Annotated in this window: 17 protein-coding genes; 10 read left to right on the top strand and 7 right to left on the bottom strand. The window is 67.3% G+C overall.

The annotated features are described in order from the left end of the window. Positions 1–10: 10 nt before the first annotated feature. Entirely contained in the window at positions 11–1,252 is a 1,242-nt protein-coding gene (locus ACFWF1_RS11620; RefSeq protein ID WP_379281725.1) for a PucR family transcriptional regulator, read from the bottom strand. Positions 1,253–1,445: 193 nt separating this feature from the next. Here ACFWF1_RS11620 and ACFWF1_RS11625 point away from each other — a divergent pair, with 193 nt between their 5' ends. Both ACFWF1_RS11625 and ACFWF1_RS11630 read left to right on the top strand, forming a co-directional pair. Beyond that, the gene (locus tag ACFWF1_RS11625) at positions 1,446–2,102 is read left to right on the top strand and encodes an SRPBCC family protein (protein ID WP_379281726.1); all 657 of its coding nucleotides are present in this window, start codon (positions 1,446–1,448) and stop codon (positions 2,100–2,102) included. After that, positions 2,102–2,509, top strand: a complete 408-nt coding sequence (locus tag ACFWF1_RS11630; RefSeq protein ID WP_379281727.1) for an ArsR/SmtB family transcription factor — start codon at positions 2,102–2,104, stop codon at positions 2,507–2,509. The genes ACFWF1_RS11625 and ACFWF1_RS11630 overlap by 1 nt, the downstream gene beginning before the upstream one ends. A 95-nt stretch (positions 2,510–2,604) precedes the next feature. On the opposite strand, the gene ACFWF1_RS11635 is transcribed toward ACFWF1_RS11630, so the two are convergent. Then, positions 2,605–3,600 (bottom strand): DMT family transporter, encoded by a 996-nt coding sequence (locus tag ACFWF1_RS11635; RefSeq protein WP_379281728.1) that lies wholly within the window; start codon positions 3,598–3,600, stop codon positions 2,605–2,607. Positions 3,601–3,638: 38 nt separating this feature from the next. Between ACFWF1_RS11635 and ACFWF1_RS11640 the strand changes: the two genes are divergently transcribed. The 6 genes from ACFWF1_RS11640 to ACFWF1_RS11665 all read left to right on the top strand — a co-directional run bounded on the left by ACFWF1_RS11640 (position 3,639) and on the right by ACFWF1_RS11665 (position 8,047). Continuing rightward, positions 3,639–4,169, top strand: coding sequence for a CGNR zinc finger domain-containing protein (locus ACFWF1_RS11640; protein WP_379281729.1), 531 nt, complete (start codon positions 3,639–3,641; stop codon positions 4,167–4,169). Between the two features lie 189 nt (positions 4,170–4,358). Further along, positions 4,359–5,576: a diguanylate cyclase domain-containing protein gene (locus ACFWF1_RS11645; RefSeq protein WP_379281730.1), complete on the top strand. Its 1,218-nt coding sequence runs from the start codon at positions 4,359–4,361 to the stop codon at positions 5,574–5,576. A 73-nt stretch (positions 5,577–5,649) separates the two neighbouring features. After that, positions 5,650–5,961 carry a hypothetical protein gene (locus ACFWF1_RS11650; protein ID WP_379281731.1) on the top strand — a complete coding sequence of 104 codons (312 nt, stop codon included), beginning with the start codon at positions 5,650–5,652 and terminating at the stop codon, positions 5,959–5,961. 112 nt (positions 5,962–6,073) lie between these two features. Beyond that, positions 6,074–6,649, top strand: a complete 576-nt coding sequence (locus ACFWF1_RS11655) for a DUF664 domain-containing protein (RefSeq protein ID WP_379281732.1) — start codon at positions 6,074–6,076, stop codon at positions 6,647–6,649. A gap of 115 nt (positions 6,650–6,764) precedes the next feature. Continuing rightward, positions 6,765–7,016, top strand: a complete 252-nt coding sequence (locus ACFWF1_RS11660) for an ArsR/SmtB family transcription factor (protein WP_379281733.1) — start codon at positions 6,765–6,767, stop codon at positions 7,014–7,016. A gap of 20 nt (positions 7,017–7,036) precedes the next feature. Continuing rightward, a complete protein-coding gene (locus tag ACFWF1_RS11665; RefSeq protein ID WP_379281734.1) occupies positions 7,037–8,047 on the top strand; it encodes an LLM class flavin-dependent oxidoreductase in 1,011 nt (336 codons plus the stop codon). Positions 8,048–8,050: 3 nt separating this feature from the next. Here the strand turns inward: ACFWF1_RS11665 and ACFWF1_RS11670 are convergent, their stop codons facing one another. The 4 genes from ACFWF1_RS11670 to ACFWF1_RS11685 form a co-directional block, all read right to left on the bottom strand. Further along, positions 8,051–9,280, bottom strand: coding sequence for a hypothetical protein (locus ACFWF1_RS11670; RefSeq protein WP_379281735.1), 1,230 nt, complete (start codon positions 9,278–9,280; stop codon positions 8,051–8,053). Then, entirely contained in the window at positions 9,277–10,059 is a 783-nt protein-coding gene (locus ACFWF1_RS11675; RefSeq protein WP_379281736.1) for a hypothetical protein, read from the bottom strand. Before ACFWF1_RS11675 ends, ACFWF1_RS11670 begins: the two co-directional genes overlap by 4 nt. A gap of 274 nt (positions 10,060–10,333) precedes the next feature. Continuing rightward, positions 10,334–11,083, bottom strand: a complete 750-nt coding sequence (locus tag ACFWF1_RS11680; protein ID WP_379281737.1) for a PP2C family protein-serine/threonine phosphatase — start codon at positions 11,081–11,083, stop codon at positions 10,334–10,336. A 111-nt stretch (positions 11,084–11,194) separates the two neighbouring features. Continuing rightward, positions 11,195–11,689, bottom strand: coding sequence for an Lrp/AsnC family transcriptional regulator (locus ACFWF1_RS11685; RefSeq protein WP_379281738.1), 495 nt, complete (start codon positions 11,687–11,689; stop codon positions 11,195–11,197). Between the two features lie 70 nt (positions 11,690–11,759). Between ACFWF1_RS11685 and ACFWF1_RS11690 the strand changes: the two genes are divergently transcribed. Then, positions 11,760–12,923 (top strand): MalY/PatB family protein, encoded by a 1,164-nt coding sequence (locus ACFWF1_RS11690; RefSeq protein ID WP_379281739.1) that lies wholly within the window; start codon positions 11,760–11,762, stop codon positions 12,921–12,923. Positions 12,924–12,935: 12 nt separating this feature from the next. Here the strand turns inward: ACFWF1_RS11690 and ACFWF1_RS11695 are convergent, their stop codons facing one another. After that, positions 12,936–14,402: an FAD-dependent monooxygenase gene (locus ACFWF1_RS11695; protein WP_379281740.1), complete on the bottom strand. Its 1,467-nt coding sequence runs from the start codon at positions 14,400–14,402 to the stop codon at positions 12,936–12,938. A 92-nt stretch (positions 14,403–14,494) separates the two neighbouring features. On the opposite strand from ACFWF1_RS11695, the gene ACFWF1_RS11700 reads away from it, so the two are divergent. Further along, the gene (locus ACFWF1_RS11700; RefSeq protein ID WP_379281741.1) at positions 14,495–15,127 is read left to right on the top strand and encodes a LysE family translocator; all 633 of its coding nucleotides are present in this window, start codon (positions 14,495–14,497) and stop codon (positions 15,125–15,127) included. Positions 15,128–15,321: the final 194 nt, after the last annotated feature.

Consider the following 15,321-nt stretch of genomic DNA (forward strand, 5'->3'; position numbering starts at 1 on the left):
CCGCTGCCGCTCAACCGACTTGGCGACCGCCGTCGGTGGGGTGGTAGGAGCGGGCGATCAGGGCGGACCGGAGGTACCAGAGGCCGGAGGGTTGGGACGGGTCGAAACCGGTCAGCTGGCCGATGCGCTTGAGTCGGTAGTCGACGGTGTTGGTGTGCACGTGCAGGGCGTGCGCGGTGCGTTGGCGGTTGAGGTTGTTGCTGATGTGCAGTTGCAGGGTTTCCAGCAGTTCGGCGTGTTCATCGAGGGGCGTGAGCACGCTGCCGAGGTATTCGCGGCCGGGTCCTGGTCGGGTGAGCTGGTATTCGAGGGCGAGTTCGTCAAAGCGGTACAGGCCGGTGACGCAGTCCAGGCGGTGCACCATGTCGAGCAGTTCGTGGGCTTGATCGACGGCGCCGGGGATCTGGTCCGGGGTGGCTTCCATCAGGGTGGCGGTGATGCCGACCTGCGCGGCATCGGAGAGTCCCTTGATCAGCGCGTCGAGTTCGTCGTCGCGGAGCTGGTCGGCGGGCAGCAGGATGGTTCCGCCATCGATGCTGAGCAGGGACAAGGCGTTGCCGCCGCAGCGGGCGGCCAGTTCGGCCTGGGTGCGGCGCAGTTTGCGGCGCGCGACGACCTGGGTGTCGAGGGCCGGATTGTGCTCGTCGCGATGACGCGGAATCGACACGGCCAGCACGACATACGACTCGGCGATGGTGATGCCGCATTCGCGCGCCATCGTCGAGGTGGGCCGCCCGCCGAGCAGGGCGGAGGTGAGGGTGTGCACCGCGGTGTGGTGTTCGCTGACCGCGGCGCGCAGTTCCCGGAAGTAGGCGCGGGAGATGGCAGAGGTCAGCGTGTGCAGAATCTCGACGTTCATCTTGGAGGCGTCGACGAAGCTCTCGAAGTCCTTGACGGTCAGGTTCGAGACGACGAGGTCCATGCCCATCTTGAAGCCGGCGTGAATGGCGTTGTGGATCGCTTCGATCGGCACGCCCTCGCGGGCCCACCCGGCGGCGGCCTCTTCGAGTTGCTCGACCTTCGCCGGAATGTTCTTCCCGTCTAGCATGCTGGCGGCAAGCTCGAGACAGACGCGGGTGATGGTGGTGACGTCGCCGTAGATCGCCTCGCCGGGCAACGTGCCACACGGCACGACGTTCTCGACGAAGTGGCCGACCATTTGCCGGGAGAGGGCTCTTACGTCGCGTAAGGGAGTGGACATCGGTTTCCCGGAGATCGTCAGGTTCGGCCGGATCGGACTGTCGACAGCCATGACAACTCCTTTGTCAGCATTAGCTATATAGCAGCTAACACTAACCGCTTGGGCGCGATTTGCGCGATTTACCAGCCAACTTGTGAGAAAAACCGGGTGTGGCCCGTTGGTAGCTGTGATCGATCACAAGGCATTCTATGCCGCATTGCCGGAGTCGGTTACTATAAGCTCAGACTTATAGAAGGAGGATGTCATGCCCCTGCTCACCGACCCTGCCGCGATCGCCGGGCTCGTCGTTCGCGAGGTCCGCACCGGGTCCCGGGACGGCGCGCCGACCCGGATCGCGATCGCCCGGCGCACCTATGCGACCGACCAGGCCGATCTCTGGGACGCGCTGACCAACGCCGAGCGGATACCGCGGTGGTTCCTGCCGGTCAGTGGCGAACTGAAGGTCGGCGGCCGGTACCAGACCGAAGGCAATGCGGGCGGAGTCGTGACGGAATGCGATGAGCCGCGACTGTTCGCCGTCACCTGGGAGATGGGCCCGCAGGTGTCGTGGGTGGCCGTTACCCTGACCGCCGACGATGAGGGCACTCAGCTGGAGTTGGCGCACGAGGCGCCCGTCGCGCCCGAATTCTGGGATCAGTACGGTCCCGGCGCAGTGGGCGCCGGCTGGGATCTGTCACTGATGGCGCTGGGCCTGCACCTGGCCAGCGGTGCGGCAGTGGACCCGGGCGAGGGCTTGGCCTTTCCCACGACGCCCGAGGGGCTCGAGTTCGTCCGGGTGGCGGCCCTCGGCTGGGCGAACGCGGCCATCGACGACGGTGACGATTCGGCCGCCGCGCACGCGGCCGCGCAGCGCACGATCACCTTCTACACGGTCGAACCCGAGGACAGCTCGCAGTCCTGATGACGCTTTCCCGGGAGAAGATCTTCGAGGCGCTCGGCGATCCGGTTCGTCGCTACATCCTCGAACTGGTGGCGGCCGGCGAGCCGACCGCGGGCGCGATTGTGGCTGCTGTGCAACAACATACGCGGATCTCGCAACCCGGCGTCTCACAGCATCTCAAGGTGCTGCGCGACGCCGGGTTGGTGAGCGTCCGTGCTGACGGGACTCGACGGCTTTATGCCCTCGACTCGGCGGGTGTAGAGATGGCCCAGCAGTGGCTGGCCGGGTTGGTCGACCCGCTGGCCCAGTTCGCCCAGCCGCTCGACGCTCTCGCGACCGAGGTCGCACGTGGTCAACGCGCCCGCAGGGTGGCCAAGCCTGCTCGTTCGGCCGAGGAGCCGTCCGGAACGGACGTTCGCCCCGCCTGACCCCGACCGAAGGCGCCCCTCAGTCGGTCTCAGCGAATGAAGGTCGCCTTCGGTCGATACCGGTTCGCGGGTGGCCGACGGACCGAAGGGGGCGGTCAGTTGGTGTTGGCCGCTGAAGGGCGCCTTTGGTCGGTGGGGATGGTCGGTGTGGCGGGCGCGGTGTCGGGCTCGCCGCGTCGGACGGCGATGACGCCGACGAGAATCAGTGCGCCGCCTAGTAATTGGAGGGCGCGGGGGGCCTCGCCGAGCAGTGCCCAGGCGAAGACGAGTGCGGAGAGTACTTCGAAGAGGGCGACGAAGGAGGCCAGCCGGGAGCCGAGTAGGCGGGTGGCGGCGATGCCGGTGACGTAGGAGAGGGCGGCCGTCACGATGCCGAGTACCAGGACCGTGGGCCACCACGGGACGGTGAAGTGCTGGAAGACGATCGGGTTTGTCGTCGCGTGCAGTGGGACGATGCCGACCGCGCCCGCGGCCAAGAGGGCGAGGCCGCCGATGAGGAGGCCGCCTGCGGCCAGGACGGAGCCGGGCAGCGTGCCGTCGCCGTGTGCCGAGAGCACGAAGTATCCGGCGGCGCCGACCATCGCGGCGAGTGCCCAGGCGATGCCGACCCAGCTGGTGGTCGCGCCGGAACGCAGGTCGATGACCAGGAAGAGGCCGGTGATCCCGAGTGCGGCGCCGGCGACCGTCGCGGCTCCCGGACGTTCCCGGTAGCGCACCCATAGCCAGCCGACCACGGCGATCGGCGCGGTGTACTCGATGAGCAGTGCGACCCCGACCGCCATGTGGGCGACAGCGTTGAAGTACGCCAGCTGCGTACCCGCGACGGCGACCAGGCCATACGCGGTGATCAGAGATGCGTTGCGGCGCAACAACTGCCAATCGCCGCGCAGCTGTCGCAGCGCGATCGGCAGGACCACGACGGCGGCCAGCAGTACCCGCACCGCGACGACCGACGCGGCGCTCCAGCCCGCGTTCATCAGGCCGCGGGCCAGCGAACCGGAGAGCCCGAACGATGACGCGGACAGTATCGCGAGGGTCAGTCCGGATCTGAGTTGCCGCGCAACGGCACTGTCATGAGTCATCGTAGCCATGGGTAATGACGCTATGGGCGGCGTTGTAATATGTCAACATGAACTTTGCTCCTGACATGGAGGAGTCGCTGGTGGCTGCGGTGGAGCTGGTGAATTCGGCCGAGGAACCGGATACGCTGACCGAAATCGACCAGCTCGCAGCGTTTTTCGACAGGCACGTCTATACCGGCTCGCACGCGGGCGATGCCGCCGAGCTCGCGGCGGTCCGTGCGCTGCGCGCGCCGCTGCGCCGGATGCTGACCAGTGACCGCGATACGACGGTGCGGCTGGTGAACGAGACCCTGGCGAAGCATCGCGCGGTGCCGCAACTCGTCCGGCACGGCGACGTCGACTATCACATCCACGCGGTGCCGACGGCGGCGCCGCTGCCGGTCCGGATCGCCGTCGAGACGGCGATCGCGCTGGTCGATCTGATCCGCAGCGATGAGCTGAGCCGGTTGTCCCTGTGTGCCGACAGTGCGTGCGAGGGCATCGTGCTCGACCTGTCGCGCAACCGCTCGCGCCGCTATTGCAGCACCGCCTGCGGAAACCGCAATGCCGTTGCGGCCTATCGGGCGCGGCGGAAATGATCACGCAAATCAGGCGAATGGACCGCTAGGATAGGCGTTTCGTCCCGTATTGGATAGTGTGCCGATCTCACATTGCGTGATCCTGAAACCCGTTTTACTGTCGATTTGCACGCCACGCTGGAGACCTCCGGGTGAATGCCCGGTCCGTTGTCGACCGAAGGCGGTAATTCATTGACCGACGACCGATCGATGTTTCGACGATGGTGGCGCGACCCGGTCGATTACCGCGGTCTGGTCGAGACGTTCGAATCGCACGGTGCGCTCGGTCGATTCAAGTTCATGCTCGGGGCCGGCGGGCTGGTCATGCTGCTGATCGCGGTGCTCGCCTCGGTGGCGCAGGGTGACGTGGCCGGGTGGGTCGGGCAGGTGCAGGGCGCCGTCGAGGCGGCCGTCGCCGGATTGTGGACGTTGCGCTGGTGGTTTCTGCCGTGGCCGCGCGAAATCGAATCGATCGCCTGGATCGTGCTATTCGATATCGACACCACCGCCAACGATTTGCTGGTGCACGATCGCGTCGTCGGAGTTTTGGGAGTCGTGCTGCTGACGGCCATCGGGGCATACGTGACCGTCTTCCACAGTCCGCGGGTCCTGGCATTGCAGGTCGGGTGGACCATGCTGACGAGCGTGGTGCTGGCGTTCCTGATGTTCCGCGGTGACCTGGCCGATTCGACGCGCAGTACGCAGGACAATGCGAGCCGCCAACCACAAGACCTCGCCCTCGGTCTCGCGGTCGTCCTCGTCATGCTGGTCGTGGTCGGCGTGATGCTGCCCTTCGTGCAGTTCTGTCACTGGCTGCTGCGGGCGGACGCCCAATCCGACCCGCTGACCGGCCTGTTGAACCGGCGCGGCCTCGACTCCTACCTGTCCTCGCACATCGTGCATTGCCGTCAGGAGTCGGCCTACGTCGCGACGCTGGACATGGACCGATTCAAAGCCGTGAACGACACGTTCGGTCATCCGTTCGGTGACGAGGTACTGACGCGAACCGCACAGCGATTGCGCGAGGCGGTCGAATCCGACGCCCTGATCGCGCGCACCGGCGGCGAGGAGTTCGTCATCGTCGGCTGCCTGCGCGAAGACGCCGCCGCCGTCGGTGAACGGCTGCGCAGCGCGATCGAAACCATGCCCGACCTGCCGCTCCCGATCACCGCCAGCGTCGGCATCGCGGTGCTCGAGGGCACGACCAGCTCCTACGACGTCGCCACCTACCGCCGCCTGCTGCGCCGCTCCGATTCGGCGATGTATCGGGCGAAGCGCCGAGGCGGCAACGCTGTGGCAATCGCAGGGCAAGACGAGCCACCCCCGGCCCGCCTGCGCCGCAAACCCGCAGGCATACCCGAAATCCATCCCGTACCGACCGCCGATGACATCGGATTGTCCAGCGGCTCGCTCGGGCCGCCCGCCTGATCGACGAGATGAGGGCTTCGCCTGCTGGTCAAAATGGGTTGCGGGACACTGCGTTCAGCGCGACACTGCGGTTATGGGCGCTTTGGATGCGGTCGCCGTGCGGGTCGCCGGTGGGGCCACCGTCCGGATCCGGCCCGCTGGTTCCTCGATGGTGCCGTTGATTCGTAGTCGGCAGTTGGTGACGATCGCGCCGGCCGATCCGGCGAAGCTGGCTGTCGGCGACATCGTGCTCGCCAGAGTGTCGGGGACTGTCTATCTCCATCTCGTCACCGCGATTGCCGGTGGGCGGGGTGCAAATCGGCAACAACCGTGGCCGGATCAACGGATGGACCAGTCCCGCAAGAGTTTTCGGGCTCTGCACCGAGATCGAAGGGGTGCCGCGTAAGAACGTGGACGGCAAGATCCTCGCGCCGCCCGACCAAGCCGAGAGTGGCCGATCACCTGAGTGATGACGCGTCGATCGAGGGCCGTCGCGTGCTGACATTTACGGTTGATCCATGAGCGACACTCCGTGGGAACCGCCCGTCGCCGGTAGCGAGGTCGAGCATCTTGTGGGTGCGCTCGAGCGGTTGCGTACGACGTTTCGGTGGAAGGCCGACGGTCTCGACTCCGCGGGGTTGCGGGCTCGGGTCGGGGTGTCGTCGCTGACGCTTGGTGGGCTGCTCAAGCATCTTGCGCGGGCTGAGGCGCAGATGTTCAGCACCAAACTCAGTGGTGCGCCGATGGGGCCGCCCTGGGACGCGGTCGACTGGGATGCGGTGCCGGACTGGGACTTCGAGTCGGCGGTCGATGACAGTCCGGAACAGTTATACGCGATCTGGGATGACACGGTCGCGCGGTCGCGGGCGAAGCTCGATGCCGCCTTGGCTGCCGGTGGGCTCGACCAACTCGTCCATTTGTCATGGCCCGACGGCCGTCGGCTCAGTCTGCGTCGCTTGGTGTGCGACTTGATCGAGGAGTACGGCAGGCATACCGGTCACGCCGATCTGCTTCGTGAGTCCATGGACGGGCTCGTCGGCGAGGATCCGCCCGCTGGGTGGCGGGCGCGGAGCGGTGCCGCCTCGCGCGAGTGAGCAGCGTCATGGTGCCGGTGCTGTCGAGTGCGGCGTAAGTTCGTTAATTAGCGAAATATCGAAGGGTGGTGGGACGTTGCTCGAAGAGTGCAAAGCGCTGGCGAACGAGACTCGGTTGCGCGTCCTGGAGTGGCTCAAGGAGCCGGACGTGCACTTTCCCGCACGGGGCGAGACGGCTGAGCTCGGCGTGTGCGCCGGTCTCATCCAGCAGAAGGCCGGGACCTCGGCGTCGACCATCTCGGCGCATCTGGCGATCCTGCAGCGCGCGGGGTTCCTCACCGGCACCCGGCGCGGGCAGTGGATCTACTACCGCCGCGACGACGCGCGCATCCGCGCCTTCACCGAACAACTGCATCGCGTTCTCTGACCTACGAAAGGCGACGTCCTATGTCGACTGCTCTGTCCATCCTCGATCTGGCGGTGATCGCGCCCGGCCAGTCCGCGCGCGATAGCTTCGACAACAGCGTCGCCCTGGCGCAGGCCGCCGAACGGTCCGGCTACCGCCGCGTCTGGTACGCCGAGCACCACAACATGGGCTCGATCGCGTCGAGCGCGACGAGCGTGCTCATCGGGCACATCGCGGCGCACACCGACAGCATTCGGCTCGGCTCCGGCGGCATCATGCTGCCCAACCACTCGCCGCTGGTGATCGCGGAACAGTTCGGCACCCTGGAGACGCTGTTCCCCGGACGCATCGACCTGGGGCTGGGGCGAGCGCCGGGCAGTGACCAGAAGACGATGCTCGCGTTGCGCCGCAATCCGTCCTCGGCGGACTCGTTCCCGCAGGACGTGCTCGAGCTGCAGGGGTACCTGTCGGGGCACTCGCGGATATCCGGCGTGCAGGCGGTGCCGCGGGCGGAAGGGGTTGTGCCGCTGTACATCCTGGGCTCTTCGCTGTTCGGCGCCCAGCTCGCCGCGCAGCTCGGCCTGCCGTATGCCTTCGCGTCGCACTTCGCGCCGGACGCGCTGCACCAGGCGGTCGCCGTCTACCGCGACAGCTTCCGTCCGTCGGAGCAGCTGGCCGAGCCGTACGTGATGGCCGGAGTGAATGTGTTCGCCGCGGCGGACCGCGAGGATGCGCTGGCGCAGAAGACGATCTCCTACCGCACCCGGACCCGGATGTTCATCAAGCGCGGCGCCGCCGATGTCGACTACACCGACGCGGAGATCGACGCGTTCCTCGCCTCGCCCAACGGCCGTCAACTCGCCTCGATGACCCAGTACACCGCGGCCGGCACGCCCGCCGAAGTTGTTGCGTACCTGGAGGATTTCGCGGCCGAAATCAACGCCGACGAACTGATCCTGGCCCATCAGACGGCGCAGATCGATGATCGAGTGCGTTCCGTCGAACTCACCGGCGCCGCCATGGCCGCCGCCGCGCACGAACCGGCGGTCTAGCCGCTACGGGCGCGGCGGTCGCTTCTTGGTCGCTTCCGTCGCGCCTTGGTAGCCGAGGATGATGAGCAAGACCATCAGGGTGACGACTTCGAGGGTGTTGAAGCCGACGGTGTCGGCGGCTGAGGCGGCCGCATCGTCATCGGCGGCGGCGGACGGCGCTGCCGCGACAACGAATCTTCCTGGCACGGTGGCCGATTCGGCGTCGGCCTCGGCGATGGGTGCGGCCACCGGCAGGAAGGGGAAGGCCGGTGAGCCCAGTATTGATGGCGGGATCAGGAGTGGGAAGGTGGGGACGGGCGGGGTAGGGACGGTGGACAGTGCGAGGAGGCAGGTCAGTACCGCGCTGCCGGTGACCGCGCTGCCGACGGCGGCGCTGCCGAGGGCGGAGCCGCTCGAGCCGAAACCGGGCGGGATCACCACCGATCCCGCCGAGCCGACGACGGCCCACCAGGGTGGGGCCAGCATGCCCGGACCGATCAGGCCGGAGCCCGCGGCGGAGCCGAGGAACAGGAGCGCACCGCCCGCCACCGCGCTGCCCGCGCAGGCGGTGTCGACGCTGCCGCTGTCGAGACCGAATGCTGCGGGGCCGACGGCGGCTTGTGTTGCGGCTGTGGGAGTTTCGCCCATCTCGTCGTCGGTGGCGCTGCCGATGTCGAGCCTGCCGCTGGCGGGTGGTTTCGGCGGGTCCAGTGACAGCGGGCCGCCTTCGGATGCGCTGCCGGTCGCCGCGTCCGGCGTGGTGCTGCCGGTCGAGACGTCTTGCGGCGCCGCGCTTCCGGTGGAGACGTCCGGTGCGGCCGCGCCTTCGGCTGGCGGGTTTGCCGCCGGGACGTCTGATGGCGGCGGGACATCTGATCGAGGTGTGTCGCCGGCGGGGATGTCCGAGCGAGGCGGGTTCCCGGTCGCAGGATCCGGCGCAGGCGTGTTTCCCGCCGGGATGTCCGTCGAGGGTGCCTTGCCGTACGGAATGCCGAGCGGGGACGTTTTCCCGGCCGGAACATCTTGCGGTGCTTCACCTTCGGGCGAGACGCTCGGCTGCGCTGTATTCGGCGCATCGGCCGTGCGCTCGGTCGTGACATCGGCTGCGGCGGGCGGATCCGGGACCACTTCGGCGGCGGACCGGCCGCCGAATAACAGGGCCGCCGGAACGAACGCGCTCACGACAACCAACCCGCGTGCGCCCCTGGCCATTCGCGGCGCGACGCCGCCCACCTTCATCCGCGGAAGTTTCATTCGTTGTGGGTGACCGGTCCGGAATTGCTCTGCTCGTACTGCGACTGGGCGTAGGTGAACGCGTCTATCGGAATGCCGAGCGCGCCGGAGAACGGCCGTTCCAGGTCGTGGATGGCCAGCAGGGACGAGCCGATCACGATGCCGAGCAGCGCGGTCATCGCGATGCTGCGCCGGGTGACCAGCATGCCGGTCAGCACCGGGTTCAGTAACACCAGGACCGCACCGAAACACAATGCTATGTACAGGAATTGGGGGACCGCGCGGGCCGCGTCGATGGCGCGATCATGGCGTGCCTGGGTCACGCGGTCGATGCCGGCCAGTGCCCGGGATCGCGCCTCGACGACCGCCGGATCCTGCGACCGGATCGCTACCACGGTGTTGCGCAGGTCATCGAGCAGCTTGCCGGTGGCCTCGTTGAGGCGGCTCTCGCGCTCCATGACCGGCCACTCGTCTTTGAGGACCCCGTCGGTGTAGGCCCGCACCTTTTCCTGAATCCGCTGCTGGTCCGGTCCCGGCATGGTGTGGATGGCCAGGTAGGTATCGACCAGCCCCTTGGACTCGGTGATGGTGTGGTTGTACGCGTTCTGGTTCTGGTTCCAGCAGGCCACGAAGACGAAGGCGAGTACCGCCGTGAAGATGGTCTTGGCCAGGTCGAGCGCGAGGTGACTGGACGATTCGTCACTGTTCTGCCGCCACGATTTCGGGCGAACCCGGTCCCCGACAAACAAAACCCCCATCGCGATCACCGCGGCACAGATCCCGACGATTAATTCCTGCATCTCGCTCCACTTTCCCGGGCAAAGTCGATACAACTGATATCCGAGTGCATGGTTGAGCGGCCGAGGCAACCCCGGCATTGGAATATTAGAACAGCAACCGTCGAAGGTTAGCCCTGGTCACCCGCCCAAAGTTGGCGACGTTACCGAAATGTGATCATCAGTGTATGACCGGAGCGAATTTGCAGCAAATACTAGTTCTCAGTCGATCTATTTCGAGGAACTAGGGCCGGACCTGGCTTTGAGGGAGGTGGGTGACTACCGGTTCGTCAGCCGATCAGGTAATCGGGCGGCAGTCGGCGACCAGGGCGGTGGTGTTGTCCGTTCCGCCCGCGCGCAGGGCGCCGTCCACCAGGGTGTCGACCGCGATTGCCGGCGATTTCTCCTCGGCCAGGATCGCCTTGATCGTCGCCATGTCGAGGCGCTTGTGCACGCCGTCGGTGCTCAGCAGCAGCCTGCCGGTGCTGGAGCCGGTGGTCGCGGTGCCGATGTCGGCGGGGCGCACGGTGCGGGCCGAGGTGAAGACGATGTGGTCCAGGCGGGGCGGCGGGCCGAGGCCGCGGGCGCGCCAGTATTCGGCGACGGTGTGGTCGGTGGTGATCTGGTGCAGCACGCGCCCGTTCCAGCGGTAGGCGCGGCAGTCGCCGACCCAGGCGATATCGCCCGGTCCGTCGGGCCGGCCCGCGGACGGCAGCACCGCCACCACCAGGACGCTGTCCGCTTCGGATTGCGGGAACTGGCGGAGCAATTCGGCTTGGGCGGCAAGGATTCCCGCGTGCGCGCCGTCGCGGGCGCCGATGCGTGCGGCGACCTCCGCGGCGGTGCGCGAGGCCCGCGCGGCGGCCAGGTGATCGCCGATGCCGTCGGCCACGACGAACGCGGTGCGCCCGGTGCCCGGATCGGTCACGGCCGCTGCGGCATCGGCGTTCAGTGAGCGAGAACCGCGTCTGCTCAACGACTCCCAGGTGGTGCCGGTGAGCCGGACCACTTCGGGGCCGGGGCCGTCGGTGACAGGTGCCGAGCACATGGCCTGACCTCCTTGGCGGGACCGTTGTGCGTGCCGATCGGCACTATTCCAGTAAACCGCGCTTATCCGTGCCGTCGGCAACAGTTTGCCGTGCAGTTCCTGTGAAGCCCATTACGGTTTGGTCTCTTGGCGCGACGGCGACAACGGTACGGCGAGTTGGGCTTTGACTCGTTCGTAGGTGGGCAGCGTCTCGTACCGGTGCACGGACTTGTCGCCGACGAACAGCTCGTTCGACAGGTGCCGGTAGGCGGCGAGGTCTTCGGTGATCATCACTACGACGTAATCCCATTGGCCCACAACGGAATAACACTGCTGAACGGCGGGTTCGGCGAGCATGCGGTCGCAGAAGGCGAGGTAATGGTCGGTGCTGTCCTGGGTCAGCTCGACGAGCACCACGGTGGTCAGTCCCATGCCGACAGTGCGCGGATCGATGACGGCGACCTCCGCCGTGATCACCCCGCCGGTGCGCAGCCTGGTGAGTCTGCGCTGAACCGCGCTGGGGGACAGGCCGACTCGATCGCCGAGCTCGTGCAGGGGTTGGGTCGCATCGACCTGCACGAGCTCCAGCAGCCGGTGGTCGATGTCATCTAACGGTAGGACGCTCACGCAAGAACCTTGCGTGGAAGCGGGAGAACTGTCAATCGCATTCGACGGCCTTCCTTCTATGGTTCAGCTCATGAACGATCTTGTCGATATCGAGATGCTCCGGCAGCGGGTGGGCATCAAGTGGGCGCGAGCCGGGGCGGACGTGCTGCCCGGCTGGATCGCGGACATGGACTTTCCGGTGCCGGACCCGGTGCGCGCGGCGTTGCGGCGAGCCGCCGACGGTGACCTCGGCTACCCGGCATGGGAGGACCGGCCCGATCGCCATCCGGTGCAGGAGGCGTTCGCGGATCGCATGCGCGAACGGTATGACTTCACGCTCGACCCCGACGACGTGTACGTCTTCACCGAGCTCATTCAGGTACTGCAGATCGTGCTGCAGCTGATGACGAAGCCGGGCGACGCGATCGCCGTGCACACGCCCGCTTACCCGCCGTTCCTGCAGACCATCGAGGTGATGGGACGGCGACTGGTGCCTATCCCGATGATCGCGGGGGAGCAGGGCTGGACCTTCGATGCCGATCGGATGGCCGAGGACGTGCGCCGCAACGATTGCCGCGCGGTGATTCTGGTGAACCCGAACAACCCGACCGGGCACATGTTCGACCGCGATGAACTGTCCGCGATCGCGGAAATCGCCTGTAGGCACGACCTTTTCGTGATCTCCGACGAAATCCATGCCGAGCTCACGCACGAGCGGCGCCGGCACATCCCGATCGCCACGCTCGGCCCGGAAATCGCCGGGCGCACAGTCACACTCAACTCCGCGAGCAAGGCCTTCAATCTGGCGGGCCTGCGCTGCTGCGTCGCCCATGTCGGTGACAGTCGGGTCCGTGCGGCCTTGGCCGCGCAGCCACCTCTGATATACGGCCAGGTCAGCGCGCTGAGCGTGCTCGCGACCTGCACCGCGTGGCAAGACGGTGCCGCGTGGTTGGCGCAGACCCGGCAGCGGCTGACCGGCAACCGTGACTTTGTCGCCGAGTCGCTGCCGCCCGAAATCCGTTTCCAGCGGCCCGAAGCGAGCTACTTGGCTTGGCTCGACTGCCGTGCACTCGACCTCGGCCAGGATCCGGCGGCGTTCTTCCTGGAGCATGCCAAGGTCCGGCTGCTGCCCGGGCCCGACTTCGGGCCCGGCGGAGCGGGATTCGCGCGATTGAACTTCGCGACCTACCGTCCGGTCCTCGAGGACATGCTCGGCCGCATGCACACCGCTGTGCAGGAGCACCTCAACCGCTGACAAGCGCGCCGGTTACTCCGGCGTGCCGAACCAGAACATCAGTGCCGCCGAGATCGTCGCGGGGGCGTCGCTCGCGGCACAGACATACCCGTCCGGCCGGACGAGCACCGCGGGCGCGGCCACTGCGCCGGGATCGACAGCGACACAACGGACCCGGCCCTTCCAGTCGTCGGCGATCGCGGTGAACCGGCGGTCGGGGCTGCCGTCCAGCAGTAGTCCCGACCCGTCGCGCGCGTGCTCGGCGAGCCGGGTGCCGTCGCCGAGGTCGAGATCCGGCATCCGATGGCCGAGGCCAGGACCGAGGTCGTAACGAATGCCGAGACCGGAAATGTCCTCGGCCACCTGACGATTCGCCTCGGGGAGGTGCAGCATCCTGATCATCATCGCCCGGATCGCGAGCGCGTCCGGATGCGCTGTGGTCAGGACGCTTTGCACCTGGGTGTTGGCCAGTACCGCGGCCGCCACCGGGTGCCGTTCCGCGTGATAGGTGTCGAGCAGCTGCGGCGGCGCCCAGCCGTTGATGCCGGCGGCCAGTTTCCAGCCGAGATTGAACGCGTCTTGCAGGCCGAGGCTCATGCCCTGCCCGCCGAGTGGCGCGTGGATGTGCGCCGCGTCACCGGCGAGAAATACTCGGCCCGTGCGGTATTCGGTGGCCTGGCGGGCGGAATCGGTGAACCGGGAGCCGGCGCGCAGCTCGCCGAGTTCGATCTCCGAGCCGTAGGTGCGGGTCAGCGCATGCTGCACCTCCTCGGCGGTGAGCGCGGCGTCCCGGTCGATGCCCGCCTGATCCGGACCGCCGAACACGAACCGGTACAGCCCGTCGGGCAGTGCCAGCAGGAACGCGAAATCGGCACGGGCGGGGTCGAATTCGGGTATCGACCAGCGTTCGGCGAGTCCGGCCGGTTTCCGGGTCAGCGTGACGTCGCAGACCGTGGCAGGCAGATGCCCTTCGCGGCCGGGGAACCCGACGCCGGTCAGCTTGCGCACGGTGCTGCGGCCACCGTCGGCACCGACGAGGTAGTGCGCGGTGATCCGCTGCTCGCCGTCCGAGGTGGCGACGATCGCGCTGACCTGTTCGTCGCCCGGTGCGAGTCCGGAGTCGATACGGACCAGCTCGTGGCCGCGGCGGCGCGTGATACCGAAGTCGGCGAGATTGCCCTCCAGTGCGCGTTCCACATCGGCCTGGACAATGGCGGTCTGCAGGGGGAACCGGCTGTCCAGCTCGCCGTAATTCAGTGGGATACCGGCGAAATGGCCCCATGGCAGCTTGGCGAAGACATACTCGTCCATCAGGCTGAGCCAGCCGCGCCAATCCAGGATTTCCGCCGACCGCGGCTGCAGATTGAGCGCTTTGGACTGGCGGCTTCGAGTGAGGTCGCGCTCCACCACGAGGGCGCGCACCCCGGCAAGACCTAGTTCATTCGCCAACAGGAGACCCGTGGGTCCGCCGCCGACGATCAAGACATCGGTATCGGGCACTCCTCGACTGTGCCAACCAATCGTTCGTTGCGCCACCGGTTTTCGGCTGCGGAGTCTGGTGGAAGGTGCTGCGTGGTAGTTAGATGGGGCGGGTGAGTGTATGGACAGCGTTGGTGTCGTTCGCCGTTGTTGCAGGGTTGCTGACTATTGTTCCGGGTTTGGATACCGCGCTGGTGCTGCGTTCCGCGATTGTCCGGGGCACGCGCATTGCGTTCGCGACCGCGCTCGGGGTGGGCAGTGGGTTGCTGGTGTGGGGGATCGCGGCCACGTGTGGGCTGTCGATGTTGCTGACCACCTCGCAGGTTGCCTACACGGTGTTGCGGATCGCGGGCGCGATCTATCTGGTCTGGCTCGGCGTCGCCAGCTTGGTGACGCTATGGCGGTCCGGTGGCAGCCAGGTCGCCGAGGCGACGGTGCCGGACGGCAGTGTGCTGCGGGCGTGGGTGCGCGGCGCGACGTCGAATCTGCTCAACCCCAAGGTCGGTGTCTTCTATATCGCCATGCTGCCGCAGTTCATCCCGCCGCAGGCGCCGCATCTGCTGATGGGCACGGCGCTGACGCTGGTGCATTTCGTCGAGGGTCTGCTGTGGTGCACGGCGCTGATCGGCGGTGTCCGGTTCGCCAGGGCGTGGCTCGATCGGCGCTCGGTGAAACGGTGGATGGAAGGCGTCACCGGCTCTGTCCTGCTGGCGCTCGGACTGAAACTCGCCTTCGACCCTTCATGATCCGGTACTCCGTTGGGACCGAATCGGTCTCGGCTCCCGCATAGTCGAGCTGGCGGCTGAAGGCTGGGCGTTCCGATCAGCATGATGCTGACCCCTGTGGACCCGGCGATCGGCACCGTACGCTGTGTCGTCCCGGTGGCGCCGCGCTGGCGCGGCGGGAGGGAGTGGACGGCGCGGGCCGGGACAGGTGGTAG

It is taken from the genome of Nocardia sp. NPDC060255 (genome assembly GCF_042727395.1).
GTDB lineage: Bacteria > Actinomycetota > Actinomycetes > Mycobacteriales > Mycobacteriaceae > Nocardia.